Annotated in this window: 27 protein-coding genes and 1 riboswitch; of the genes, 9 read left to right on the top strand and 18 right to left on the bottom strand. The window is 56.8% G+C overall.

Going from position 1 to position 25,000, the window contains the following annotated elements:
* The first annotated feature begins 2 nt into the window (after positions 1-2).
* On the top strand, positions 3-1,109 hold the full coding sequence (locus tag ACNT1W_RS08675; protein WP_012005760.1) for an ABC transporter permease: 1,107 nt from the start codon (positions 3-5) through the stop codon (positions 1,107-1,109).
* A gap of 169 nt (positions 1,110-1,278) precedes the next feature.
* Here ACNT1W_RS08675 and ACNT1W_RS08670 read toward each other — a convergent pair whose 3' ends face one another.
* The 6 genes from ACNT1W_RS08670 to moaA all read right to left on the bottom strand — a co-directional run bounded on the left by ACNT1W_RS08670 (position 1,279) and on the right by moaA (position 4,964).
* Complete coding sequence (locus ACNT1W_RS08670; protein ID WP_012005759.1) at positions 1,279-1,989, bottom strand: Bax inhibitor-1 family protein; 711 nt, start codon at positions 1,987-1,989, stop codon at positions 1,279-1,281.
* A 254-nt stretch (positions 1,990-2,243) separates the two neighbouring features.
* Positions 2,244-2,711: a molybdopterin synthase catalytic subunit MoaE gene (gene moaE / locus ACNT1W_RS08665; RefSeq protein WP_172491172.1), complete on the bottom strand. Its 468-nt coding sequence runs from the start codon at positions 2,709-2,711 to the stop codon at positions 2,244-2,246.
* 2 nt (positions 2,712-2,713) lie between these two features.
* Positions 2,714-2,959 (bottom strand): molybdopterin synthase sulfur carrier subunit, encoded by a 246-nt coding sequence (gene moaD / locus ACNT1W_RS08660; protein ID WP_261130700.1) that lies wholly within the window; start codon positions 2,957-2,959, stop codon positions 2,714-2,716.
* Positions 2,956-3,435, bottom strand: a complete 480-nt coding sequence (gene moaC, locus ACNT1W_RS08655) for a cyclic pyranopterin monophosphate synthase MoaC (protein ID WP_012005756.1) — start codon at positions 3,433-3,435, stop codon at positions 2,956-2,958. The genes moaD and moaC overlap by 4 nt, the downstream gene beginning before the upstream one ends.
* Positions 3,436-3,440: 5 nt before the next feature.
* Complete coding sequence (gene moaB, locus ACNT1W_RS08650; RefSeq protein WP_419246639.1) at positions 3,441-3,953, bottom strand: molybdenum cofactor biosynthesis protein B; 513 nt, start codon at positions 3,951-3,953, stop codon at positions 3,441-3,443.
* A 27-nt stretch (positions 3,954-3,980) separates the two neighbouring features.
* Positions 3,981-4,964, bottom strand: a complete 984-nt coding sequence (moaA, locus tag ACNT1W_RS08645; RefSeq protein WP_012005754.1) for a GTP 3',8-cyclase MoaA — start codon at positions 4,962-4,964, stop codon at positions 3,981-3,983.
* A riboswitch (molybdenum cofactor riboswitch) is annotated at positions 4,954-5,096 on the bottom strand. (Overlaps the previous gene by 11 nt.)
* A 260-nt stretch (positions 5,097-5,356) precedes the next feature.
* Here moaA and yvcK point away from each other — a divergent pair.
* The gene (yvcK, locus tag ACNT1W_RS08640) at positions 5,357-6,274 is read left to right on the top strand and encodes a uridine diphosphate-N-acetylglucosamine-binding protein YvcK (RefSeq protein WP_012005753.1); all 918 of its coding nucleotides are present in this window, start codon (positions 5,357-5,359) and stop codon (positions 6,272-6,274) included.
* A 4-nt stretch (positions 6,275-6,278) separates the two neighbouring features.
* On the opposite strand, the gene ACNT1W_RS08635 is transcribed toward yvcK, so the two are convergent.
* Both ACNT1W_RS08635 and uvrB read right to left on the bottom strand, forming a co-directional pair.
* On the bottom strand, positions 6,279-6,536 hold the full coding sequence (locus tag ACNT1W_RS08635; protein WP_012005752.1) for a VF530 family DNA-binding protein: 258 nt from the start codon (positions 6,534-6,536) through the stop codon (positions 6,279-6,281).
* A gap of 107 nt (positions 6,537-6,643) precedes the next feature.
* Positions 6,644-8,656, bottom strand: coding sequence for an excinuclease ABC subunit UvrB (gene uvrB / locus ACNT1W_RS08630; RefSeq protein WP_017891976.1), 2,013 nt, complete (start codon positions 8,654-8,656; stop codon positions 6,644-6,646).
* A 1,138-nt stretch (positions 8,657-9,794) separates the two neighbouring features.
* On the opposite strand from uvrB, the gene ACNT1W_RS08625 reads away from it, so the two are divergent.
* Positions 9,795-10,505, top strand: coding sequence for an ATP-binding cassette domain-containing protein (locus ACNT1W_RS08625; RefSeq protein ID WP_012005750.1), 711 nt, complete (start codon positions 9,795-9,797; stop codon positions 10,503-10,505).
* Positions 10,506-10,714: 209 nt separating this feature from the next.
* Here the strand turns inward: ACNT1W_RS08625 and bioD are convergent, their stop codons facing one another.
* The 4 genes from bioD to bioB are packed head-to-tail and all read right to left on the bottom strand — an operon-like array spanning position 10,715 to position 14,321.
* Complete coding sequence (gene bioD, locus ACNT1W_RS08620) at positions 10,715-11,389, bottom strand: dethiobiotin synthase (protein WP_419246638.1); 675 nt, start codon at positions 11,387-11,389, stop codon at positions 10,715-10,717.
* A complete protein-coding gene (gene bioC, locus ACNT1W_RS08615) occupies positions 11,382-12,149 on the bottom strand; it encodes a malonyl-ACP O-methyltransferase BioC (RefSeq protein ID WP_419246637.1) in 768 nt (255 codons plus the stop codon). The genes bioD and bioC overlap by 8 nt, the downstream gene beginning before the upstream one ends.
* Positions 12,133-13,284, bottom strand: a complete 1,152-nt coding sequence (bioF, locus tag ACNT1W_RS08610) for an 8-amino-7-oxononanoate synthase (protein WP_419246636.1) — start codon at positions 13,282-13,284, stop codon at positions 12,133-12,135. Before bioF ends, bioC begins: the two co-directional genes overlap by 17 nt.
* Positions 13,284-14,321, bottom strand: coding sequence for a biotin synthase BioB (bioB, locus tag ACNT1W_RS08605; protein WP_012005745.1), 1,038 nt, complete (start codon positions 14,319-14,321; stop codon positions 13,284-13,286). The genes bioF and bioB overlap by 1 nt, the downstream gene beginning before the upstream one ends.
* An 89-nt stretch (positions 14,322-14,410) precedes the next feature.
* Between bioB and bioA the strand changes: the two genes are divergently transcribed.
* Positions 14,411-15,685 carry an adenosylmethionine--8-amino-7-oxononanoate transaminase gene (bioA, locus tag ACNT1W_RS08600; RefSeq protein WP_041418888.1) on the top strand — a complete coding sequence of 425 codons (1,275 nt, stop codon included), beginning with the start codon at positions 14,411-14,413 and terminating at the stop codon, positions 15,683-15,685.
* A gap of 4 nt (positions 15,686-15,689) precedes the next feature.
* On the opposite strand, the gene ACNT1W_RS08595 is transcribed toward bioA, so the two are convergent.
* Positions 15,690-16,091 carry a YkvA family protein gene (locus tag ACNT1W_RS08595; protein ID WP_012005743.1) on the bottom strand — a complete coding sequence of 134 codons (402 nt, stop codon included), beginning with the start codon at positions 16,089-16,091 and terminating at the stop codon, positions 15,690-15,692.
* Between the two features lie 166 nt (positions 16,092-16,257).
* Between ACNT1W_RS08595 and ACNT1W_RS08590 the strand changes: the two genes are divergently transcribed.
* Positions 16,258-16,740: a kinase inhibitor gene (locus tag ACNT1W_RS08590; RefSeq protein ID WP_012005742.1), complete on the top strand. Its 483-nt coding sequence runs from the start codon at positions 16,258-16,260 to the stop codon at positions 16,738-16,740.
* A gap of 41 nt (positions 16,741-16,781) precedes the next feature.
* Here the strand turns inward: ACNT1W_RS08590 and pgl are convergent, their stop codons facing one another.
* A complete protein-coding gene (pgl, locus tag ACNT1W_RS08585; RefSeq protein ID WP_112364330.1) occupies positions 16,782-17,777 on the bottom strand; it encodes a 6-phosphogluconolactonase in 996 nt (331 codons plus the stop codon).
* A 167-nt stretch (positions 17,778-17,944) separates the two neighbouring features.
* Between pgl and ACNT1W_RS08580 the strand changes: the two genes are divergently transcribed.
* Positions 17,945-18,769 (top strand): pyridoxal phosphatase, encoded by an 825-nt coding sequence (locus ACNT1W_RS08580; protein WP_115183040.1) that lies wholly within the window; start codon positions 17,945-17,947, stop codon positions 18,767-18,769.
* A 32-nt stretch (positions 18,770-18,801) separates the two neighbouring features.
* Here the strand turns inward: ACNT1W_RS08580 and modC are convergent, their stop codons facing one another.
* The 4 genes from modC to ACNT1W_RS08560 form a co-directional block, all read right to left on the bottom strand.
* Positions 18,802-19,869, bottom strand: coding sequence for a molybdenum ABC transporter ATP-binding protein ModC (gene modC / locus ACNT1W_RS08575; protein ID WP_259187802.1), 1,068 nt, complete (start codon positions 19,867-19,869; stop codon positions 18,802-18,804).
* Positions 19,870-20,559 carry a molybdate ABC transporter permease subunit gene (modB, locus tag ACNT1W_RS08570; RefSeq protein WP_012005738.1) on the bottom strand — a complete coding sequence of 230 codons (690 nt, stop codon included), beginning with the start codon at positions 20,557-20,559 and terminating at the stop codon, positions 19,870-19,872.
* Positions 20,556-21,329, bottom strand: coding sequence for a molybdate ABC transporter substrate-binding protein (modA, locus tag ACNT1W_RS08565; RefSeq protein WP_017891963.1), 774 nt, complete (start codon positions 21,327-21,329; stop codon positions 20,556-20,558). Before modA ends, modB begins: the two co-directional genes overlap by 4 nt.
* Positions 21,330-21,615: 286 nt before the next feature.
* Complete coding sequence (locus ACNT1W_RS08560; protein ID WP_012005736.1) at positions 21,616-21,759, bottom strand: AcrZ family multidrug efflux pump-associated protein; 144 nt, start codon at positions 21,757-21,759, stop codon at positions 21,616-21,618.
* Between the two features lie 189 nt (positions 21,760-21,948).
* Between ACNT1W_RS08560 and modE the strand changes: the two genes are divergently transcribed.
* From modE to ACNT1W_RS08545, 3 genes are all read left to right on the top strand, one after another.
* Positions 21,949-22,740, top strand: coding sequence for a molybdenum-dependent transcriptional regulator (gene modE / locus ACNT1W_RS08555; RefSeq protein WP_218215621.1), 792 nt, complete (start codon positions 21,949-21,951; stop codon positions 22,738-22,740).
* A 90-nt stretch (positions 22,741-22,830) separates the two neighbouring features.
* A complete protein-coding gene (gene modF / locus ACNT1W_RS08550; RefSeq protein WP_012005729.1) occupies positions 22,831-24,303 on the top strand; it encodes a molybdate ABC transporter ATP-binding protein ModF in 1,473 nt (490 codons plus the stop codon).
* A 118-nt stretch (positions 24,304-24,421) separates the two neighbouring features.
* Positions 24,422-24,994 carry a cysteine hydrolase family protein gene (locus tag ACNT1W_RS08545; protein ID WP_261422508.1) on the top strand — a complete coding sequence of 191 codons (573 nt, stop codon included), beginning with the start codon at positions 24,422-24,424 and terminating at the stop codon, positions 24,992-24,994.
* Positions 24,995-25,000 lie beyond the last annotated feature (6 nt).

The raw sequence follows: 25,000 nt of genomic DNA, 5'->3' as shown, positions 1-25,000 counted from the left end.
CGATGTTTCACCGTCTCTGGACGTTAATCATAAAGGAAATGCAGTCGCTGCTGCGCGATCCGCAGACCCGCGCCATTCTTATTTTGCCGGTTATTCTGCAGGTGCTGCTGTTCCCGTTCGCCGCCACGCTGGAGGTGACCAACGCCACCATCGCTGTCTACAGCGAAGACAGCGGCCATGCCTCGGTCGAACTGACCCAGCGCTTCGCCAAAGCCAAGGCCTTCTCGCATGTGCTGCTGTTGCGTAGCCCACAAGAGATTCAAACCACCATCGACAACCAAAAAGCGCTGCTGCTGATCCGCTTCCCGGCCCAGTTCTCGCGTGATATCGCGAGCGGCAATACGGCCCCGCTGCAACTGTTGCTTGACGGACGCAACTCCAACAGCGCGCAAATCGCCGCCAACTACGTGCAGCAGATTGTGCAGGACTATCAGAATGAGCTGATCGGTAACCGTGCCAAACCCAACAACAGCGAACTGGTAATACGCAACTGGTATAACCCGAATCTGGATTACAAGTGGTTCGTGGTGCCGTCGCTGATCGCCATGATCACCACCATTGGCGTGCTGATTGTCACCTCGTTGTCGGTGGCGCGAGAACGTGAACAGGGCACGCTGGAGCAGTTGCTGGTGTCACCGCTGACCACCTGGCAGATTTTTATCGGCAAGGCGGTACCGGCGCTGATCGTCGCCACCTTCCAGGCCAGCATCGTGTTGCTGATCGGTATCTTTATCTATCAGATCCCGTTCGCCGGTTCGCTGTTGCTGTTCTACGGCACCATGCTGATTTATGGGCTGTCTTTGGTCGGGTTCGGCCTGCTGATTTCGTCGCTGTGCGCCACTCAGCAACAGGCGTTTATCGGCGTTTTCGTGTTTATGATGCCGGCGATCCTGCTTTCCGGCTATGTCTCGCCGGTAGAAAATATGCCGGTGTGGCTGCAAAACCTCACCTGGGTGAATCCCATCCGCCACTTTACCGACATCACCAAACAGATCTACCTGAAGGACGCCAGTTTCGGCATCATCTGGCACAGCCTGTGGCCGCTGCTGGCGATCACCGCCACCACCGGCAGCGCCGCCTATGCCATGTTCCGCCGTAAAATTGCATAAAAAAAGACTCTGCGATCGAGATCGCAGAGTCTTTTTGATCTCCGGATACCCTATGAATTTCACGCTGCAGCTAGGCGACCAGCCAGCTCATCCCCAGGCGCTTACTTGAGTAAGTAACTGGGGTGAGCTGGTGCAGGTAACAACGCTGCGGCTTGAAAGACGACGGGTATTATCTGCGGTTGCCGAAAATTCGCAGTAACATCAGGAACAGGTTGATGAAATCAAGGTACAGCGTCAGCGCGCCAACGATGGCGTACTTGCGGAAACTGTCTTTGTCATCGGCGTTCAACTGTTCGCCCATCGCTTTCAGTTTTTGGGTGTCGTACGCCGTCAGGCCAACAAACACCACCACCCCGATATAGGTAATCGCCCACATCAGCGCGGAGCTTTTCAGCCAGATGTTGACCAGCGAAGCCAGCACGATACCGATCAGCGCCATAAACAGCATGCTGCCGAAACCGCTCAGGTCACGCTTGGTGGTGTAGCCGTACAGGCTCATGGCACCGAACATGCCGGCGGTCACCACGAAGGTACTGGCGATCGAGCTATAGGTATAGGCGATGAAAATGCTGGAAAGCGTCAACCCGGTCAGCGCCGAATACAACATAAACAGCGAGGTGGCGACCGTGCCACTGAGACGATTGACCATACCGGAAATCACGAACACCAGACCCAGCTGCGCGATAATCAGGCCGAAGAAGGTGATCTGGCTGGAGAAGATAAAGTTAAGGATCGCGGGCGTGTTGGCCGCGTACCAGGATACAAACGCCGTCAACAGCATGCCGCAGGTCATCCAGCCGTATACCTGCGCCATATAAGCCTGAATGCCGCTGTTGGCACGTTCGACGATTGAACCATTAGAGCGTGGATATCGGTCCATGACGGTTACCTTTTGCGTGTGGAACAAGATTTGAGTCCCATTTTGCGAGACTCGGCCTGCTATAAGCGTATCACAGAAAATATAATGGCAAAGCGGCAAAGGTATTGATTTGTTTCTGCTGTTTACACCCGTCGCCTTTCAAACTGTAGCGTTGTTACCTGCACTCACTCACCCCAGTTACTTACTCAAGTAAGCGCCTGGGAATGAGTGAGCTGGCCGCCTAGCTACAGCTTGAAATTCATAGGGTGTACAGATCACTTAATGATTTTATGCCAGCGTTCCGCCGCCTGACGATCGCTGTCGCGCGCGTCAACCCAGCGGTCGCCCTGGCCAACGGCTTCGCGTTTCCAGAACGGGGCGCGGGTTTTCAGGTAGTCCATGATGAACTCGCTGGCTTCGAATGCCATGCTGCGGTGCGCGCTGGTCACGCCAACAAACACAATCTCATCGCCAGGAAACAGCTCGCCCACGCGGTGGATCACCGTCGCGCGCTGCAATGGCCAGCGGCTGCGTGCTTCGTCCACGATTTCCGCCAGCGCTTTTTCGGTCATGCCCGGGTAGTGTTCCAGCGTCAGCGCACTGACGTTATCGCCCAGATTATGGTTACGCACCTTGCCGGTAAAGGTCACCACGGCACCGTCATCGTCGCACTGCGCCAGCCACTGGTATTCTTCGCCAACGTTGAACGGGGCTTCCCCCACGCGGATACGGGTATTTTCCACCATTAACCCCCGGTTACCGGTGGAAAGAAAGCGACTTCATCACCGGCACGCAGCGGATGTTCCGCCGCCACCAGGGACTGGTTTACCGCCGTCAGCAACTTGCCTGACTCCAGTGCCAGCGCCCAGCGATCGCCGCGTTCGCACAGCGCCTTACGCAGCGCCTCTACCGTTGGATAATCCGCCGGCATTGACAGATCGCTGGTGCCAACCAGTTCACGCACCTGGGCAAAAAACAGAATGTTAATCATAGTTCCACCTTAAAATCACCGGATTTACCGCCGCTTTTCGCCAGCAGCCGCACCGGGCCGATCACCATGTCTTTTTGTACCGCCTTGCACATGTCGTAAATGGTCAATGCGGCCACCGAAGCGGCGGTCAAGGCTTCCATTTCGACGCCGGTCTTGCCGGTCAGCCGGCAGCAGGTTTCAATCCGCACCCGGCTGTGTTCCGGCTGCGCTTCCAATTGCACTTCGACCTTGCTCAGCATCAGCGGGTGACACAGCGGGATCAGCTCCCAGGTGCGTTTCGCCGCCTGAATGCCGGCAATGCGCGCCGTGGCAAACACATCACCCTTGTGATGGCTACCCTCGATAATCATCGCCAGCGTGGTCGGCAACATTTCAACAAAGGCCTCGGCGCGCGCCTCGCGCACCGTCTCTGCCTTGGCGGAAACGTCGACCATATGGGCTTCGCCCGCGGCGTTAATGTGAGTCAGCTGCGTCATAGTTTCTATTTCTTCAAATGTGGCAGGAAGTTGCACGGGCGGTGACGCGCGTCCAACTGCTCTTCAATAATGCGTTCCCAGGCGGTGCGGCAGGCACGAGTCGAGCCAGGTATGGCAAAAATCACCGTCTGATTGGCCATTCCGGCCAGTGCACGCGACTGAATAGTGGCGGTGCCAATCTCTTCATAGGACACCATACGGAACAGTTCGCCGAACCCTTCAACTTCACGATCGAACAGCGGCAGCAGCGCTTCCGGGGTGTTGTCCCTGGCGGTAAAACCGGTGCCCCCGGTGATCAGCACGGCCTGAACCTGCTCGTCGGCGATCCACGCGGAGATACGTGCGCGGATTTGATATTTATCGTCTTTGACGATGGCGCGATCCACCACCTGATGCCCAGCCTCAAGCGCCGCTTCCTGCAGATACTGGCCCGAGGTGTCTTCCGCTTCACCGCGACTGTCCGAAACGGTCAGAATAGCGATATGCGCCGGAATGAATTCACTGCTGGCATGACTCATTGCTTGCTCCCGTGCAATTGGAAAAATTTATCCGCCGATAAACGACAAATTCTGCGTGATGCCACTGTTGCCCTGGTGCAGAAAGTGGGTCTGCTTTTTGGTCCGCAGCCCGCCCTGAATGCGATCCTTCAACTCTTCAAGCTGGCCGTCATTCACCAGCAGATCGCGCAGGTTAATGCCCTGCTCACCGAACAGGCACAGGTGCAGATTACCGATGGCGGAAACCCGCAGCCGGTTGCAGCTGGCACAGAAATCTTTTTCGTACGGCATGATTAAACCCACTTCGCCCTGGTAATCCGGGTGGCTAAACACCTGCGCCGGGCCGTCGCTGCGGCCGCGCGGTTGCAGTTGCCAACCCTGCTGTTCCAGTTGCGAACGGATCACTTCGCCAGACACGTGGTGTTTGCGGAACAAGTCGCCACCCTCACCGGTTTCCATCAGCTCGATAAAACGCAGTTGGATCGGACGGTCTTTTATCCAGTGCAGGAAAGCGCCCAGTTGCTGATGGTTAACGTCACGCATCAGCACCGCGTTGACCTTGACCTTGCTGAACCCGGCGGTAAAGGCGGCGTCGATGCCCTCCATCACCTGGCGGAATTTGTCCTGGCCGGTAATGGCGTGAAATTGACGGGGGTCCAGACTGTCGACGCTGACGTTGATCGCCGTCAGGCCGGCGTCACGCCAGGCGGCAACGTCGCGCGCCAGGCGGTAGCCATTGGTGGTCACGGCAAGCTGGCGAACGGCCGGATTTTCACGCACGGCGGCAATGATCTCGGTAAAATCGCGACGCAGCGAAGGCTCACCGCCGGTCAGGCGCACCTTTTCAGTGCCCAGCTCGGCGAAGGCGCGGCTGACACGTCGGATCTCATCGAGCGACAAGAAGGTTTTCGGGCTGCCGTTAGGGCGATAGCCATCCGGCAAACAATAGGTGCAACGAAAGTTACACACGTCGGTGATCGACAGGCGCAAGTAATAGAATTTGCGCTCATAAGCATCAATGAGTTGCGGCACCATAACACCTTCCAAAGTCGGGAGATGCGAGCGTTTCCGCTCTGCACCCTGGTGGCTGACTTCGCCACGGCCCAAGCGCCATATCGTTCACAAGAACAACGTAGGCCCAGAGGCTAGGAGTTTTGGTTTCAGTTCCAGCAGACTGAGTAGCCGGAACGAAACCGTGGTTTTCTCCAGAATTCTAGCGCTAAACAAAGGCGATAGCCAACGCCCAATTTCGCTATATAATTGTGTATACAGCGTTTTTATGCGCTTGTGAATCGGGTAAACCATGATAAACGTCCTTTACGCAGACGAATTGACCGGAATCACGCAAATCACACTCTTTTTCGCGTTTTTACGCCAAATCCGCTACTTTATGCGGGCAGTTAAGCCCCTTTGTAAGGAAATTTATGCGTAATCGTACCCTGGCCGATCTCGATCGGGTGGTGGCATTAGGTGGTGGTCATGGTCTTGGCCGCGTGATGTCTTCCCTGTCGTCTTTAGGATCCCGTTTAACCGGTATTGTCACCACCACCGATAACGGCGGTTCCACTGGCCGTATTCGCCGCTCGGAAGGCGGCATTGCCTGGGGCGATACCCGTAACTGCCTGAATCAGTTGATCACCGAACCGAGCGTGGCCTCGGCGATGTTCGAGTACCGCTTTAGCGGCAATGGCGAACTTTCGGGGCATAACCTCGGTAACCTGATGTTGAAGGCGTTGGATCATCTCAGCGTGCGCCCACTGGAAGCGATCAATCTGGTACGCAGCTTGCTGAAGGTTGACGCGGCGCTGATCCCGATGTCTGAGCAGCCGGTGGATCTGATGGCACACGACCATGAAGGCAACCACGTTTACGGTGAAGTGAACGTCGATCAACTGACTGACATGCCGCAGGAACTGATGCTGTCACCGCGCGTCAATGCGACACGCGAAGCGCTGGATGCCATCGCACAGGCCGACGTGATCCTAATTGGGCCAGGCAGCTTCCTCACCAGCCTGATGCCGCTGCTGCTGCTCGATGACCTGACTCAAGCCTTGCGCCGCAGCAGTGCCAATATGATTTATATCGGCAATCTGGGGCGCGAACTGAGCGTCGCGGCAGCCGCCTTGACGCTGAAGAACAAGCTGGAGCTGATGGAAGAGAAAATTGGCCGCCGGATGATCGACGCGCTGATTGTTGGGCCGACGGTAGATGCCAGCGAAGTACAGGATCGGGTGGTGATTAAACAACCGCTGGAAGCGACGGATATCCCTTACCGCCACGACCGTCAGTTGCTGCGCCAGGCGCTGGATCAGGCTTTGATCGAGTTGGGTGCCCGCGGTTAAGGCTTTACTGGCCGCCGCGCAACCACGGGTTATCGCTGGCGGCCTTCTCGACCATATCGATATAAAGATCTTCCACCTGCTTGCGCGCCCACGGCGTGCGGCGCAGAAACTTCAGGCTGGATTTAATGCTGGGATCGCTGCTGAAGCAGTTGATGCGAATGCGTTCAGCCAGCCCTGACCAGCCGTAGCTCTCCACCAGTTTATTTAAAAGTTGTTCCAGAGTGACGCCGTGCATCGGGTCTTTGGACTGGTGTTCGGTCATGGTCTGCGGCTCGTAGTTGTCAATTGGCCGCACACCATAATCAGCTTTGGCGGAGGCGACAAGGATTTTATGTTTGGCAGCGCCACCCCTGGCGGCGCCCCAACCGGTCACGAAATAGCGATAAACTGCTCGCGCAGCTGGTGGATCTCATCACGCAAGCCTGCCGCCAACTCGAACTCCAGATTCTGTGCGTGGGTATACATCTGCGCTTCCAGCTCGCGGATTTTTTGATCCAGGGCTTTTGGCGTGAGGTGTTGATATTGCGCGGCGTTTTCCGCCGCCTTGCCCTTCCCTCTGCCCTTGCCGCGATTACCCGGTTTACCCAGCTGCAATACATCGGAAACTTTCTTGTTCAGGCCCTGCGGCACGATGCCATTTTCTTCGTTGAACGCCTGCTGTTTGGCGCGACGACGTTCGGTCTCGCTAATCGCCCTGGCCATCGAGTCGGTAATTCTGTCACCGTAGAGGATCGCTTTACCATTGAGGTTACGCGCCGCACGGCCAATGGTCTGGATTAACGAACGTTCGGAACGCAGGAAGCCTTCTTTATCTGCGTCCAGAATCGCCACCAGCGACACCTCAGGCATGTCCAGCCCCTCACGCAACAGGTTGATACCCACCAGCACGTCAAACTCACCCAGGCGCAGGTCACGAATGATTTCGACCCTTTCCACGGTATCGATGTCCGAGTGCAGATAGCGTACCCGCTCGCCGTGCTCTTCGAGATATTCGGTCAGGTCTTCCGCCATGCGTTTGGTCAGGGTGGTGACCAGTACGCGTTCGTTGATTGCCACCCGCTTGCGAATTTCAGACAGCAGGTCATCCACCTGGGTGGTCACCGGCCTGACTTCTATTAGAGGATCCAGCAACCCGGTAGGGCGCACCACCTGATCGATAATATCGTCGCCGGACTTCTCCAGCTCATATTTGCCCGGCGTGGCAGACACGTAGATCGTCTGTGGGGCCAGCGCTTCGAACTCTTCAAAACGCATCGGGCGGTTGTCCAGCGCCGACGGCAGGCGGAAACCGTATTCCACCAGCGTCTCTTTACGCGAACGGTCGCCCTTGTACATAGCGCCGATTTGCGGAATGGTGACGTGGGATTCATCGACCACCAACAGGCCATCCGCCGGTAAATAATCAAACAGCGTCGGCGGTGGCTCGCCCTCTTTACGTCCGGACAGGTAGCGCGAATAGTTTTCAATGCCGGAGCAGTAACCCAGTTCGTTCATCATCTCCAGATCAAACTGGGTGCGCTGCGTCAGGCGCTGCTCTTCCAGCAGCTTGTTATTGGCCAACAGCACCTTGCGCCGTTCGGCCAGATCCACTTTGATCTCTTCCATCGCCTGCAGGATCCGCTCACGCGGCGTCACGTAGTGCGACTTCGGATAAATGGTAAAACGCTGGACCACCTGTTCGATCTGGCCGGTCAAAGGATCAAACAGCGAAAGCCGCTCGACCTCCTCATCAAACAGTTCAATACGCAGCGCCAGCTCGTCCGACTCCGCCGGAAAGACGTCGATCACCTCGCCACGCACGCGGAAGGTCGCGCGCTGGAAGGCCTGATCGTTACGGGCATATTGCAGCTCCGCCAAACGACGCAGGATCGAACGCTGATCGATGATCATGCCCTTGGTCAGGTGCAACATCATCTTCAGATACAGATCAGGATCGCCCAGACCGTAGATCGCCGAGACCGATGCCACCACGATCACATCGCGGCGCTCCAGCAATGCTTTGGTCGCGGAAAGACGCATCTGCTCGATGTGTTCGTTCACCGCAGCGTCTTTTTCGATAAAGGTGTCGGAGCTGGGTACGTAGGCTTCCGGCTGATAGTAGTCGTAGTAAGAGACAAAATACTCGACCGCATTCTCGGGAAAGAACTCTTTCATCTCGCCGTACAGCTGCGCCGCCAGCGTTTTGTTAGGTGCCAGCACCATGGTGGGCCGGTTCAGATCGGCTATCACATTGGCGACGGTAAATGTCTTGCCCGACCCGGTAACGCCCAGCAGCGTCTGGTGTGCCAGGCCGTCTTCCAGGCCCTCTTCCAGCTTGCTGATGGCCTGCGGCTGATCGCCGGCCGGTTTGAATTCGGAATGCAGTTTGAAAACTTTACTCATGGACTCGGCTACCCTGTGGAGATGTGCGCGCTCAGGCGGCCATAGAGCTAATGCTCAATTGATGGCCTCTAATTATGGAAAGCCCCGGCGATTTTTGCCAGTGCCCATGATACTGGATATAAAACCAGCTTCAAGCGATTCGTCGCTTTAGCGTGCGTCAAATCAGGCTGAATGCACCGTCGGGGTTACAGCCGCGTGACATTTTTATTGTCAATAACAGATTTATCCCCAAAATCCGTCACGAATTAACTTATTGATAGCACTGCGGCCAAAAATCATACATAGAGACTTCATCAATACATTGGCCGCTTGATTTTAGTTAAAATATTGATAATTAATGACTTTACAAAAAAGACGAGATTGCGGACAAAGCGAACACAACCCGCGTCCGCTCTCGCTTTAAACCGGTTTTCTCAATCTAATGCACAAGGTTATCCACAGGAATGGTGGATAACTCTCACCACCCCGCCCCGGCTGGGAGTTGCAGAAAGAGCGCTTTTTGCCGTTTCTGTCCGCCAAGATGGCTTTTTTAGTTATTTTTTCACAATAATATCGCTTTGGTTATGCCGATTAATGCTAAAAAGCCCCATTGCCAAAAACGGATTTATCTCATTGTTGCCGTCACCCGATGCATCTTGCTACAACCGACGAAATAGTTTGCACCATAAGCATTCTTCGCAGCACTGGAAGAGTGCAAAAATCGTCCGCGTTAACTTTCCCCTCTATTTTCACTTGGTCCGCCAGCCCTGTCCTGGCGCGAAAAACCGTTAACAAGGCAATAACAATCCTGTTTTTAACGGTTTTATAAAGTTGGCCCAAGGGTTGCATTACCCTTGGGTGGCAAAAGTACGATCGGGATAAATATCCGGGATGTAATGGCGGAATTATCCGCTGTCATTTAGCGGACAGACGGAAGTAAAACAACCGCTCTTTACTTGATAAAGACCAAAGAGCACGGACAATCCGACAATAACTGCGATTTTTGCCTATGTATCACTTGTTTTACCAGAATTTAAACTGCCTGGTAAAAGGCAGTCATTCGGCACTTTATTCTGGACATTAAAGCACTCGGGAAAGAAACCGCTACTGTGAAAACGGTGGCAAGGAGTGGAATACGATTCTTTGAGGAGAATGCCGGATGTTGAGTTTAAGGTCAGTGAATCAGTTTTACGGGCAAACCCATACCCTGTGGGACATCAATCTGGAATTGCCGCGCGGCCAGTGCACGGTGCTTATCGGCCGTAACGGCGTGGGCAAGACCACGCTGGTGAACTGCATCATGGGCCATTTGCCGGTGGTCAGTGGCAGCATGACCTGGCAGTTGGCGGATGAACCGCCACAAAATCTGCTGCAGCAACCGGTGGAAACCCGCACCGCGCTGGGGATCAGCTATGTTCCGCAAGGACGACAAATCTTTTCGCAGCTCAGCGTAGAGGAAAACCTGCAGGTAGCGCTGATGGCCGGCCGCGATAAAAACCGCCGCATTCCGCCTTTGATTTATAACCTGTTCCCCAACCTGCGAGAAATGCGCAGCCGCAGAGCTGGAGATTTGTGCGACGGTGAGCAGCAGCAACTGGCGATTGGTCGCGCCCTGGTGCTGGAGCCAGAGTTGCTGATCCTCGATGAGCCCACCAGCGGTGTGCAGCCCACGATCGCGGCCGATATCGGCAACGTGATCCGCAAACTTAACCGCGAACTGGGTATGACTATCCTGCTGGTGGAGCACAAGCTGCCGTTTGTCCGTCGCGTGGCGGACCGTTTTTGCCTGATGGACCAGGGCCGCAGCGTCGCAGATGGCACGCTCGAACAGTTGGACGAGGAATTGATTAATGCCTATCTGGCAGTGTGAAGCCGTGAACTGGGGGAAATACTTCACCCAGTTCAGACTGCTGACAAAGTCCGTTATTAGCAACCGTCTTGAATTTCAAGCTGCCGACCAATTTGCCGGGAGCAAATTGGAACGACTTCCAGTCGGCCCGCAGGGTGGGACACACGGACGTGTCCCATAATGGCCCCTCGGTGCGCTAGGCCCGGGTATCTCGAGTTCAAAGACAACTGTTATAAAACGTTTAAATCCAGATAATGCCCCAGCGCCTGCCGTTCGGGTTCGGGCAAGTGTGGGATCTCACCGAGCAACGGTGCCGGTAACATACGGCGCAGCGTGGCCAGATATTCCTGATGACGGCGGCCCGGTGGGCTGACGTCATTGGCGATCCAGCCGACCAATGACAACCCTGCCTGCCCAATAGCCTGTGCAGTCAGCAGCGCATGGTTAATGCAACCCAGTTTGATGCCCACCACCAAAATCACCGGCAGTTGCTCCTGCTGTACCCAGTCGGCAAAGGTATGTTGCTCAGAAAGCGGCGTAAACCAGCCTCCGGCGCCTTCGACCAGCAGCCAGTCGGCCTTCTGTTCCAGGTGGCGTAATCCGGCGGAAAGTTGGGCCAGTTCGATCGGCCGCCCTTCATCGGCGCTGACAATATGCGGCGAGGTCGGTTCGGCGAAAACGTAAGGGTTTACTTCCTGGTAACTTAGCGCAACTGAACCGTTAGCCTGTAACGCCAACGCATCACCGTTACGCAAGCCTTCGGCGGTCATCTCACTGCCGGAGGCCACCGGTTTGTAACCGGCAGTGCGGTAACCCGCCAGATTCGCCGCCTGCAACAAGGCGCTGCTGGCCACGGTTTTGCCCACTTCGGTATCGGTGCCGGTGACAAACCAACGCTTAATCACGATAAATCACTCCATAAACCAGATGATAACTGAGCGGAAACTGCCCGCGCCGGCAGGGGTAAGCCGCCTGCAAGGCCGCAAGCCGTCGGCGCGACAGCAGCCCTGCATCACGCCCCTGGTGCAAATGGGTCGCCCCGATCCCCTTGAGCGATCGCATCAGCGCCATCACATCCGGGTAATTCAGGGTTTGCCACTCCACTTCCAACTGGTGCCGATAGTCGGCGCAGGCTGCTCTAATCTGCGCCAGCGGCAGAAAATCATTCACATGGCGTTCACCGTCCACCTGCTGCCAGGCGTCACCCAGTTCGCCCAGCGATCCTTGTGCCAGCGTAGAAAACAGGATCACACCGCCGGGGCGGGTAACCCGGTATAGCTCCGCCAAGGCGCGCGGCAGGTCACTACACCATTGCACTACCAGACTGCTGAAGCAGATATCCACGGCAGCGTCGGGCAAGGGCACATTTTCGATATCCCCCAGCAGATAATGATCCGCCGCCTGCTGCTGACGGGCAAACGCCAGCATGCCGGGTGCCAGATCCAGTGCAGTAACCTGTTTGCCGAGTTCGCGCCAGCGGCGGCTGAAATGGCCGGTGCCACAGCCCGCATCCAGCAGTTGTTCACCCCGGTGATCCCGTCCCATCCCCAGCAAGCGCTCACCAACATCACGCTGCAGCACCGCCGCCGCATCATAGCTACCCGCGGCACGGCTGAAGGCCGAGGCCACCGCCTGCTTATTGATCGGTTCAAACTCTGACGTCATGCAATACCTCCAGCAGACGATCGATATCCTGCGGTTGATGCGCCGCCGTCAGGGTAATACGCAAGCGCGCGCCGCCCGGTGGCACCGTTGGCGGGCGGATAGCACTCACCCACAGGCCCTGCTCGCGCAGGTTTTGCGCCAGATCGAGCGCTCGTTGGTTATCGCCCACCAGCAAAGGTTGAATGGCGGTCACCGACTCCGTCAGGGTCAGCGACAACTGGGCCGCTCCCTGGCGGAAACGCTGAATGTTATCCTGCAGCCGGGCACGTAATTCGTCGCCCTGCCGAATGCAATGCAACGCTGCCTGCAATGCGCTGGCCTGTGCCGGTGGCATCGCGGTGCTGTAAATCAAATGGCGGGCAAACTGCAGCAAATATTCGGCGGTGGGTTCATCGCACAATACCGCCGCACCGCTGAGGCCAAAGGCTTTGCCGAAAGTGACCACCAACAGTTCGGGCCGTACGCCCTGCTGCCAGCAACTGCCGCGCCCCTGCTCGCCGTGCACACCGATACCGTGTGCGTCGTCAACCATCAGCCAGGCCCCCGCCGCGCGAGTCAAACGGTGCAGCTCCGCCAGTGGCGCACTGTCGCCGTCCATGCTGAATACCCCTTCGGTCACCGCCAACATTTGGCCGTCGCAGGGTTTGGCGAGCAAATCAGCCAGCGCCTGGGGCTGATTATGACGAAAACGACGTAACTGGGCCGGTGAGTGGGCAGCCGCCTCCAGCAAAGAAGCATGGCTGAGCCGGTCGGCTAAAATGCGATCCTCGGCCTGCATCAGAGCCGCCAGCAGCGCCTGATTGGCGGCATAGCCAGAGATAAACAGCAACGCACGCGGGTAGCCAAGCCAGTCCGCCAGTTGCTGTTCCAGCACCTGATGTGCCGTAGAAAAACCGGTAACGTGGCCAGAGCCACCGCTGCCGACCCCATACTGCTGCGCGCCCTGCTGCCAGGCGGCGATCACCTGGGCATTCTGGCTCAGGCCAAGGTAGTCATTGCCGGAGAAATTCAGGTAATGCTCGCCATTAAGCTGAATATGGCGGCCATTGCCACCCTGATTCACCTGACGGCGGCGGTAAGCGGCGCTCTGTTGCCGCTCCTCCAGCGCTTGTTCAATGCGTTGTTGCCAGCTCATTACAGTGCCGCGTTGTAAAACTCAGCGGTATCCGCCTGCATCAACTGCGCAGCCAGCGCCTGCTGTTGCTGGTTGTCGCCGTGCTCGGTTTCGGTCTGCTGCGGGTTCAGGCCCAGTTTGCGGAACAACTGCAGGTCTTTGTCTTCTTCCGGGTTTGGCGTAGTCAGCAGTTTGCAGCCATAGAAGATCGAGTTGGCACCGGCCATAAAGCACATCGCCTGAGTTTGCTCGTTCATCTGCTCACGGCCGGCGGACAGGCGCACGTAAGAAGCCGGCATCATGATGCGTGCCACCGCAATGGTGCGGATGAAATCAAACGGATCGACGTCTTCGTTATCGGCCAGCGGCGTGCCTTTAACCTTCACCAGCATGTTGATCGGCACGCTCTCCGGCGGCGTCGGCAGATTGGCCAACTGCACCAGCAACCCGGCACGGTCACGCACCGTTTCACCCAGCCCGACAATGCCGCCGGAACAGACTTTAATGCCCGCGCCGCGCACTTTACCCAGGGTATCCAGACGTTCCTGATAGCTGCGAGTGGTGATGATATTGCCGTAGAATTCCGGCGAGGTGTCCAGGTTATGGTTGTAGTAATCCAGCCCGGCATCCGCCAGCCGTTCCGCCTGCGTACCATCAAGCGTGCCCAGCGTCATGCAGGTTTCCATGCCCATCGCCTTCACCCCTTGCACCATCTGCTGCAGGTAAGGCATATCGCGCTCGTGCGGGTTTTTCCACGCCGCCCCCATGCAGAAACGGGTCGATCCATTCGCCTTGGCCTTACGCGCCGACTCCAGTACCTGCTCAACCTGCATCAACCGCTCCGACTCCAGGCCGGTTTTATAGCGCGAGCTTTGCGGGCAGTACTTGCAGTCTTCCGGGCATGCGCCGGTCTTGATTGATAACAGCGTGCTCACCTGTACCTGACGCGGGTCAAAGTGCTGACGGTGAACCGTCTGGGCTTCAAATAACAATTCGAGCAAAGGTTTATCAAACAGGGTCTGGGCAAGACCCACTGTCCAGTGAATGCGATCGGCCATCACGGCGTCTCCAAAATGAAAAAAGTGTCGTCAGTTTAGATATTGTGGATATACTGTCAACCATTACGAATATGATTTGGTTTACAAGCATGTCTATCACTGCCTCTGACCTTGAGTTCGACCAACGCCATATCTGGCACCCGTACACCTCCATGAGCCACCCGCTCCCCTGTTACCCGGTAGAAGCCGCCAGCGGCGTTGAGCTGCAACTGGCCGACGGTCGGCGACTGATTGACGGCATGTCCTCCTGGTGGGCGGCAATTCACGGCTATAACCACCCGCAGCTGAACCAGGCCGCCACGCAACAGTTGGAAAAAATGTCGCACGTGATGTTCGGCGGCATTACCCATCCTGCGGCCATTGCCCTGTGCCGCCGTCTGGTGGCAATGACACCGGAGGCGTTGCAATGCGTGTTCCTGGCGGATTCCGGCTCGGTGGCGGTAGAGGTGTCGCTGAAGATGGCGCTGCAATACTGGCAGGCTCGCGGGGAAAGGCGACAACGCATTCTGACCCTGCGCCACGGTTATCACGGCGATACCTTCGGCGCGATGTCGGTGTGCGATCCGGACAATTCGATGCACAGCCTTTATCAGGGTTATCTGGCGCCGCACCTGTTCGCTACCGCGCCGCAGTGCGGTTTCGACCAGGTCTGGGATGAAAATGATATTGCGCCGTTCGCCGCGCTGCTGGAGCAGCATGCCGGAGAAGTGGCTGCGGTGATCCTGGAGCCGGTAGTCCAGGGCGCAGGCGGCATGCGCATCTACCACCCGACCTATCTCAAGCGGGTGCGTGAGCTGTGCGATCGTCATCAGGTGCTGCTGATCGCCGACGAGATCGCCACCGGTTTCGGTCGCACCGGCAAGCTGTTTGCCTGTGAACATGCCGACGTGGTGCCGGATATTCTGTGTCTGGGCAAGGCGCTGACCGGCGGCTATATGACGCTATCCGCCACACTGACCACGCGCCACGTGGCGGAAACCATCAGCAACGGGGCCGCCGGCTGCTTTATGCACGGACCAACCTTTATGGGCAACCCGCTGGCCTGTGCGGTGGCCAACGCCAGCCTGTCGCTGTTGGCGGAAAACCACTGGCAGCAGCAGGTCGCCGCTATCGAAAGCCAGCTGAAACAGCAGTTATTGCCGCTGAAGGCGCTGCCAAAAGTGGCGGATGTGAGAGTTCTGGGGGCGATTGGCGTAGTAGAAATGCGCGAATCGGTGGATGTGGCGCAGCTACAGCGTGGCTTTGTCGAGCGCGGCGTGTGGATCCGGCCCTTCGGCAAACTGATTTATTTGATGCCGCCGTATATTATTGAACCTGAACAGCTCAGCCGGTTGACCGCCGCCGTAGCGGCCGCAGTAGAGTAATTGCTTACCAATGCTGGTCCAGATAACGGGCCAGCCACACCAGGCACCCCACCCACAGCAAAATGATCATCACCGCCGCCATCCGGCCGGTTGGATTATCGATGCGCCGTTGCGCTTTCTCACGAAACTCCACCATCAGCGGTTTGGGGATCAGCCGCACCGCCAGCATGATGCCCAGCGGCACGATCACCACATCGTCCAGATAGCCCAATACCGGAACAAAATCCGGGATTAAATCTATCGGCGACACCGCATAACCCGCCACCAGCAGGGCGACCAATTTGGCATACCAGGGCGTGCGCCGGTCGCGGGCCGCCAGCCAGAGTGCATAAATATCGCGCTTGATACCCCTGGCCCAGCGGCGCAGCCAGCCAAACCACGGCGTGCGTTTTTTGAATGAAATCATGATTAGTTTATATCGAACTGTGAATGATAATTATCGCGAATGTAGCTTCACGGTTAATTATGGTAACCCATAGATAAGGCTACTGGCGAGATACAATGCTGCTTGTATTGTTGCGGCAAAACGGTCTAGCTTAGGGTTCTGCTTTTACCGACAACAGGGAGTCAGCATGACTTTTCGTTTGTACAGCAATGAGTTGCAGGACGGCGCAAAAATGCCGGAGCGTCAGGTGTTTAACGGCATGGGTTATCACGGCGATAATCTGTCACCGCATCTGGCCTGGGATGGCGTGCCGGAAGGCACCAAGAGCTTCGTGATTTCAGTTTACGATCCCGATGCCCCGACCGGCTCCGGCTGGTGGCACTGGGTGGTCGCCAATATCCCGGCGGCAACGCGTGAACTTCCGCCGGGCGCAGGCTCCGGCAAAGGTGGCTTACCGGCTGGGGCTATCCAGACTCGCACCGACTTTGGTTCCGCCGGTTACGGCGGCGCGGCGCCACCGCAGGGTGAAAGCCACCGCTATCACTTCACCGTACATGCGCTGGACGTAGCAAGCATTGAGGTGGATGAAGGCTCCAGTGGCGCACTGGTTGGTTTTAACGTGCACTTCCATAGCCTCGGCAGCGCTACGCTGACGGTGAAGTACAGCTGATTTTTGGCAAACTAAGGGGCGAATGTATTCGCCCCTTAGTTTTATTTAGCCAGGATGCTTACCCACATCGGGCCTTTACCCACCGGGTACCTTGCCAGCGTGGTCAGCTTGCCGCTGGCCTGATCAATCTCATACACCCCGATATGACCGGACTTCTGGCCGGACGAAATCACAAAGCGGCCGCTGTGGTCAATATTGAAGCCGCGCGGCTGCTCTTCGGTCGGATGATAACCGACCACCGACAAGGTACTGCCATCTTCGGACACGCTGAAAATAGTCAGGATACTGGCGGTACGGTCACTGGTGTACAGGAAGCGGCCGTTCGGCGTGATATGAATATCCGCCGCCCAGCGGGTACCGTTGAAATCGGCCGGCATGATATCCAGCGTTTGCACCAGAGTATATTTGCCGCCGTTTTCGCTGATGGCGAACACGTCTACCGTGCCATCGAGCTCATTCACGCAGTAAGCATATTTGTCGTTATGGTGGAATGCCATATGACGCGGGCCTGCGCCGCTGGCCGTCGTCACGGCTTCCTGGGCGTGCGGCGTCAGTTCACCTTGCAGATCCAGATTAAACAGGCGGATGCGATCTTCTTTCAGACAAGGCACCAGCAACAGTTGATTGGTCGGATCGATATTGGCCGAATGCGGCGCGGTCAAACCGTCGATCTGCTGGATAGGTGCTACCACCACGCCGTCATGGCCGATAGGGCTAACGCTGGCACAGTTACCGCTGTAAGAAGCGGAAAACAGATAGCGCCCCTGCAAATCGGTAGAAATATGGGTTGGGCTACCTGGCAGCGGCGCCATACCGGCCTGTTGCAGTGTGCCGTCCGCCTCAATGCGATAGCTGACAATACCGAAAGCCGGGCGCACACCCACGTACAGATGCGTTCTGTCCGGGTGGATCGCCATCGGTTGCACCTGCCCCGGGGCCTCGACGGTCTGCAGCAACTCTAACGCACCCGCGTCGCTTAACTGCCATACGTGAATTTGTTGGCTTTCCGGGCTGGCGACATAAACGATTTGCTTCATGAATTCTCCTTGCATAGGGTAAAAGAGAAACCGGTTTCAGGTTTTTCGGTTTCCCCTAGCTTACCTCACATCCGTGACGCGTTGCAGATGAAATCTGTGCGGTTTTATCCGTTGCTTATCCGGTGTACCATCAGTTTAATTTTGTTGCTAACTATAATGAGATCCCTATGAGCTACCGCGTCATTGCCCTCGATCTGGATGGCACCTTGCTGGACAACCAAAAACGCATTTTACCGCAGTCGCTGGCAGCCCTGGCCCAGGCGCGTGCCGCCGGCGTCAAAGTAGTGGTAGTCACCGGTCGCCATCATGTGGCGATCCACCCGTTCTATCAGGCGCTGGAGATAGACACCCCGGCAATCTGCTGTAACGGCACCTATTTGTATGACTTCCAGCAGAAAAAAGTGCTGGCGGCCGATCCGCTGGAAAAAGCTCAGGCCAAGCTGGTGTTGCAGATGCTGAAACAAAGCGACATTCATGGCCTGATGTACGTGGACGACGCCATGCTGTATCAGGAGCCGAGCGGCCACGTCACCCGTTCATTGGCCTGGGCAGAAACCCTGCCGCCGGCACAGCGCCCAACGCTGTTGCAGGTCAACAGCCTGGCTCAGGCAGCCGATGAGGCGCAATCAATCTGGAAGTTCGCCACCTCGCACGCCGATATTCCTGCACTGCGCCGCTTCGCCGAAACGGTAGAAAAAGAGCTGGGGCTGGCCTGCGAATGGTCGTGGCACGATCAGGTCGATATTGCCAAAGGCGGCAACAGCAAAGGGAAACGCCTGCAGCAATGGGTGGAGTCACAGGGTTTAAGCATGAGCCAGGTGGTGGCCTTCGGGGATAACTACAACGATCTCAGCATGCTGGAAGCGGTAGGCCTGGGTGTCGCCATGGGCAACGCCGATGACGCCATCAAACAACGCGCCGATCTGGTGATTGCCGATCACCTGCAGCCGGGCATTGCCGAAGTCATCCGCACTCGAGTCCTGGGTCAGTAATGCCATTGCCCTCCCTGCCGGGAGGGCCGAATTCAACGCGCCTCGCGGCTGATCGACACGCTTTTAACCTGCGCATACAGCCACTGCCCCGGCCGGATCGCCAGTTCGTCGCGCGCCCACGGCGTAATCCGCGCCCAGAGCACGCTTTCTCCTACCGCCAGTTTCACCTCCACCTGCCCGTCAACCTCCAGGCACTCGGTCACCCTGGCCGGCAAGACGTTGCGGATACTGCTGTTGACCGGCGGCTGCAATACCAGCGAAACATCGGCCGCGTTGATGCGGATACGCAGTTGGGCACCCAGGGCGGCGTCGACGCCGCTGACCCACAAACGTTGGTCGCCCAACGCCAACGCCGTCATCGCATAACGCTGATGATGTTCAATCACGCTGACGCGCAGCACGCTGCTTTGATCCTCTCGCTGCAACCAGGGCCGCAACGCGCTGCTGGCCCACACCTCCTCCAGCCCGCCGAACGCCCTCACCTGGCCGTTATCCAGCACCATCACCTGCTCCGCCAGGCGCAGAATTTCGTCCATGCTGTGGCTGACGTAGAGAATGGGGATATTAACGTCCTGCGCCAACCGTTCCAGATAGGGCAACAGCTCGCGCTTGCGCGGCAGGTCCAGCGAGGCCAGCGGCTCGTCCATCAACAGCAACTCCGGCGCGGTCAGCAGGGCGCGACCAATCGCCACCCGCTGTTTTTCGCCACCGGACAGCGTCAACGGCAGACGATTAAGCAACGGACCGATGCCCAGCAGCTCGACAATACTGTCAAACTGCGCGCGCATCTCAGCCGCCATACCGTATTGCAGGTTGCCGCGCACCCGGTAATGCGGGAACAGACGCGCGTCCTGAAACACATAGCCAATACGACGTTTTTCCGGCGGCAGGCACAGGCCACGTTCGGTATCCACCAGCGTGCGGCCATTGAGCACGATCCGCCCCTGTTGCAGGCGCGTCAGGCCGCCGATGGCGTTGATTAGGGAGGTTTTACCGGCGCCGGACAGGCCAAAAATCGCGGTAATGCCCTGAGCAGGCAGATCGGCGCGCACATTGAGGTTCAGGTCGCCAAGGCATTGGGAAAAATCCAGCTCCAGCATTTATACGCCCATCCGTTTGCGTCCCCAGCGGGCCAGCCACTCGGAAACCATCAGTGAAACCAGTGACAGCACAATAGCAATCACGCACAGGCGTGCGGCGGCGGATTCCGCCCCCGGCGTTTCAATCAGGGTATACATTGCCGACGGGATGGTGCGCGTCTCGCCGGGAATATTGGAAACAAAGGTAATGGTGGCACCGAACTCACCCAGCGAACGGGCAAAACCCAGCACCACGCCGACGATCAATCCCGGTAACGAAAGCGGCAAGGTAATGGTGAAAAATACCCGCCATGGGTTGGCACCAAGAGTACGGGCAGCCTGCTCCAGACGGGTATCTACCGCCTCCAGCGCCAGCCGGATGGCGCGTACCATCAGCGGAAACGCCATCACTGCGGAAGCCAGCGCGGCACCGCGCCAGCTAAAGCTGAAACTGAAACCGAACCAGTCATACAGCCATTCACCGACCGCACCGCGCCGCCCCATGGAGATCAGCAATAAATAGCCCACCACCACCGGCGGCAGCACCAGCGGCAGGTGAATAATACCGTCCAGCAGCGACTTGCCGGGAAACTGACAGCGGACCAACACCCAGGCCATCAGAATGCCAAAAGGTAAGCTGAACACCACCGCCACGCAGGACACTTTCAGGCTCAGCTCAACCGCCTGCCACTCATACTCGCTCAAAATCATTTACGCGGGGAGAATCCATAATGTTTGAAAATAGCCGCCGCTTCCGGGCTCTTCAGGTAGCTGTAGAACGCGCTGACGGCCGGTGTCTGATGGCCTTTAACGATAGCCATCGGGTATTCAACCGGTTTGTGGCTGTCTTCCGGGAAAATAGCCACTACGCTGACTTTATCACTGGCCACCGCGTCTGAGCCATAAACAATGCCCAGCGGCGCTTCACCACGCTCTACCAGCGTCATGGCACTGCGTACGTTGTTGGCACGCGCCAGTTTAGGCTCCAGGGCAGCCCAGGCCCCCAGATTTTGCAGTGCTTCCTTGGCATAGATACCGGCCGGTACATGATCCGGGTCGCCCACCGACAGCCGGCCGCCATTGAGTAATTTCGTCCAGTCTGTCTGCTTATCGAGCGTGATTTTAGCCTGTTTGGCATCTTTGGCGGCGATCAGCACCAATTCGTTACCCAGTAAGGTATAGCGGGTATCTTTAACCATCTGCTGTTTGTCGATGGCATAATCCATCCACTGCTGATCGGCGGAGATGAACAAATCGGCCGGAGCGCCCTGCTCTATCTGGCGTGCCAGCGTGGAAGAGGAAGCGAATGAAGAAACGACCTGAACATCCTTGCCCTTCTGATACTGGGTCGCGATGTCCTGCAAGGCATTAGTCAACGACGCTGCCGCAAAAACGGTCACTTTTTCCGCCGCAGAAGCCTGCATAACCATACCGGACATCAATACGATACCGCCGACCCACTTGGTCCATTGCTGTTTCATTGTTTTCTCCGCAAGTTAACGTGCATTATCACTCTTCGTTATATAAAAAATAATATAACGTCACGCAGAAGCTTGTCATGCGGTTTATCGGCACGGTGGGAGATAACTTGAGAAACACCCACCGAACGATGCCGGCGGGTATATACCCGTCATCTTTCAAGCTGCAGCGTTGTTATCTGCACTTGCTCCCCCCAGTAACTTACTCGAGTAAGCGCCTGGGGATGAGCAAGCTGGTCGCCTAGCTGCAACTTGAAAGCTATAGGGTATTAATAGAGGAAAGGTGGTGCTAGGTGCGGTTCTCTTTAGAATGACCCACTTTGGAGAAGACGTTGAACACCTCACCCAAACCGTAGATCAAACCGAGGATGATGGCCATGACAATCGGCACCATCACTACGGCGAACAGCAAACTTATCAATAATTCCATCATGGTAGCCTCACTTAACTGCCATTGAGCGGTAATGAACACCGCCACGTAATCTTTACTTTAAACCAAAATACACACTAAAACGTGGTTATTTTAAAGACCGTACGAAATTTGTAACCGGCCAAACGTGCCATTTGGCGCTTTCGCCACAAATCAGCGACAATAACCCTTTTGCAGCCGACGGGACGTGTTATGCAGGCCGAAATTCTTCTTACTCTAAAACTCCAGCAAAAACTGTTCGCCGATCCGCGCCGTATCGCGCTGCTTAAGCAGGTCCGACACACCGGCTCCATCAGTCAGGGGGCTAAATTGGCAGGCATCAGCTATAAGAGCGCCTGGGATGCAATTAACGAAATGAACCAGTTGGCGGAGCAAACGGTGGTGGAGCGCGCTACCGGCGGCAAAGGTGGCGGCGGTGCTCAGGTAACCCATTATGGTGAACGGCTGATCCAGCTTTACGACCTGCTGGGGCAGATCCAGCAAAAAGCCTTCGACGTACTGCAGCAAGACAACCTGCCACTCGACAGCCTGCTGGCGGCCATCTCACGCTTTTCGCTGCAAACCAGCGCGCGCAACCAATTTTTCGGTACGGTGATCGAACGCGACCATCAGCAAGTGCAGCAACATCTGGATATTTTACTGAACGACGGCAAAACCCGCCTCAGTGCAGCCATTACCCAACAAAGCGCCGATCGACTGCAGCTCTCGCCCGGTAAGGAAGTGCTGGCGCTGATTAAAGCCCCGTGGGTAAAGCTGAACACCGATCCGGCACTGGCCGGCGCGGCGGACAACTCGCTGACAGGCGTAGTGGCCAGCATCCAGCCAGGTGCCGATCACAGCGAAGTTTTGGTCACGCTCACCGGGGGCGAAACCCTGTGCGCTACCATAACCAACGCAGAACTACAGCAGCTTAAACTGCAGCCCGGCAGTGCGGTGTATGCCTTGTTCAACGCCGATCGGGTGATTGTCGCCACGTTGTGTTAAACGCAACGTAACGTTGCATTTTTGCCGATTGACATCACCCTGCAATGCGCCTATTTCTAAACAAAATAATTGCATAAAAAGGAACAGGTGATGTCGTCGTTGCACATTTCGCAAGGTTCATTCCGCTTAAGCGATACCCGCACCCTGACGCTGGATGCGCTGGATATTCAGGCCGGCGACAGCTGGGCCTTTGTCGGCGCCAACGGCAGCGGTAAATCTGCGCTGGCTCGCGCACTGGCCAATGAGCTGGTGTTATTGAGCGGCGAGCGGCGCAGTGATTTCCGCCATGCGGTACGTATTTCTTTCGAACAGTTGCAAAAACTGGTCAGCGACGAATGGCAACGCAACAATACCGACCTGCTTAGCCCTGGCGAAGAAGATACCGGCCGCACCGTGGCGGAAATCATTCAGGAAGAGCTCAAGGACCCAGCCCGCTGCGCGCAATTGGCCGAACAGTTCGGCATCACCCCGCTGTTGTCACGTCGCTTCAAATATCTTTCTACCGGCGAAACACGCAAAACCTTGCTGTGTCGGGCGCTGATGCCGCAACCCGACCTGCTGATCCTCGATGAGCCTTTTGACGGGCTGGATGTCAATTCGCGCGCCCAATTGGCTGCGCTGCTGAGCGACCTTTCAGGGCATGGCTATACCCTGGTGCTGGTACTCAACCGTTTTGACGAGGTGCCGGACTTTATCCGTCAGGTGGGTGTATTGGCGGACTGTACTTTGGCCAGCCAGGGAACGCGGCAGCAGGTGATGGCCGACGCACTGGTCGCTCAACTGGCCCACAGTGAAAACCTGGATGGCCTGGCGCTGCCGGAAACCGAAGATCCCGCGCAAAAAACCACGCTGCCGGCAGACCAGCCGCTCATCATCCTGCGTGGTGGCGTAGTCAGTTATAACGATCAACCGATCCTCAATCATCTCGACTGGCAGGTTAACCCCGGCGAGCACTGGCAGATCGTCGGCCCGAACGGCGCCGGTAAATCCACCCTGCTCAGCCTGATCACCGGCGATCATCCTCAAGGGTACAGTAACGATCTCACCCTGTTCGGCCGCCGTCGCGGCAGCGGGGAAACCATCTGGGATATCAAACGCCATATCGGCTACGTCAGCAGCAGCCTGCACCTGGACTACCGCGTCAGTGCCAGCGTGCGTACCGTGATCCTGTCCGGTTTCTTCGATTCGATTGGCATTTATCAGGCGGTGTCCGATCGCCAGCGGCAATTGGCCGACCAATGGCTGGCACTGCTGGGGCTGGGTGGCTCAAAGGGAGAAGCGCCGTTCCATAGCCTGTCCTGGGGGCAGCAGCGGTTGGCATTGATTGCCCGCGCACTGGTCAAGCACCCGGCGCTGCTGATCCTCGACGAACCGCTACAGGGGTTGGATCCGCTCAATCGCCAGCTGGTACGCCGTTTTGTCGACGTGTTGATCGGTCAGGGCGCAACCCAGCTGTTGTTTGTTTCGCACCATGCAGAGGACGCGCCACAGAGTATTACCCACCGTCTGAGCTTTGTGCCTGACGGCGACGGCTATCGCTACCAGCACGATACGCTGAACTGAAAAATCCGGATGGGGGGCTTTGCCACTCATCCGATGACATATCCGGCAACACTTCCCCGGTAACACATCACATTTGGCCTTTTATCATAAGGGGAAAGGATTCGTTTCTGGAGACACTATGTCCGCCGCACTGATTATTATCGATCTTATCGACGATTTGATTGGCCCCAAAGGGCGTGCAAATCATTGCCGTGAACAGGTGATCGCGCAAAATCTGATTGCCAACACCAATGCCGCTGCGGCTTACGCTCGGGTACGTAAAATTCCGGTGATTTGGGTACGCGTCGGTTTTGCCGATGACTATCACGATATTCCCGCCCACTCTCCGCTGTTCAACCACCTAAAACAGGTCGGCGCGCTGCGTTTAAGCAGTGTAGGTTGCCAGTGGGAGCAGGATTTGCAGGTATTACCTGCGGATTTTCAGTTCGAAAAGAACGGAGTTTGCGCCTTTGCCGGTAACAATTTGTTAGCCTGGCTGCAGCAGCATCACTGCCATCATTTGTTGCTGGGCGGCGTCAGTACCCCGCTGGCAATCGAGAGCACCGCCAGACAGGCGCACGACGCCGGTTTTCAGGTCAGCATCTTGCAGGACTTGTGCGCCGCGCCGACTCTGGAGATGCACCAGCAGAGCCTGGATATTCTGCAGAATCTGGCGGAAATCACTCGTTCATCGGCCTGGATGAAGGGCTGAACGCAC

The organism is Serratia sp. NFX21, assembly GCF_048517035.1.
Taxonomy (GTDB): Bacteria; Pseudomonadota; Gammaproteobacteria; order Enterobacterales; family Enterobacteriaceae; genus Serratia; species Serratia quinivorans.
The sequence above is the reverse complement of the archived record's forward strand: the minus strand, read 5'-3'. Positions and strand labels throughout refer to the sequence as shown.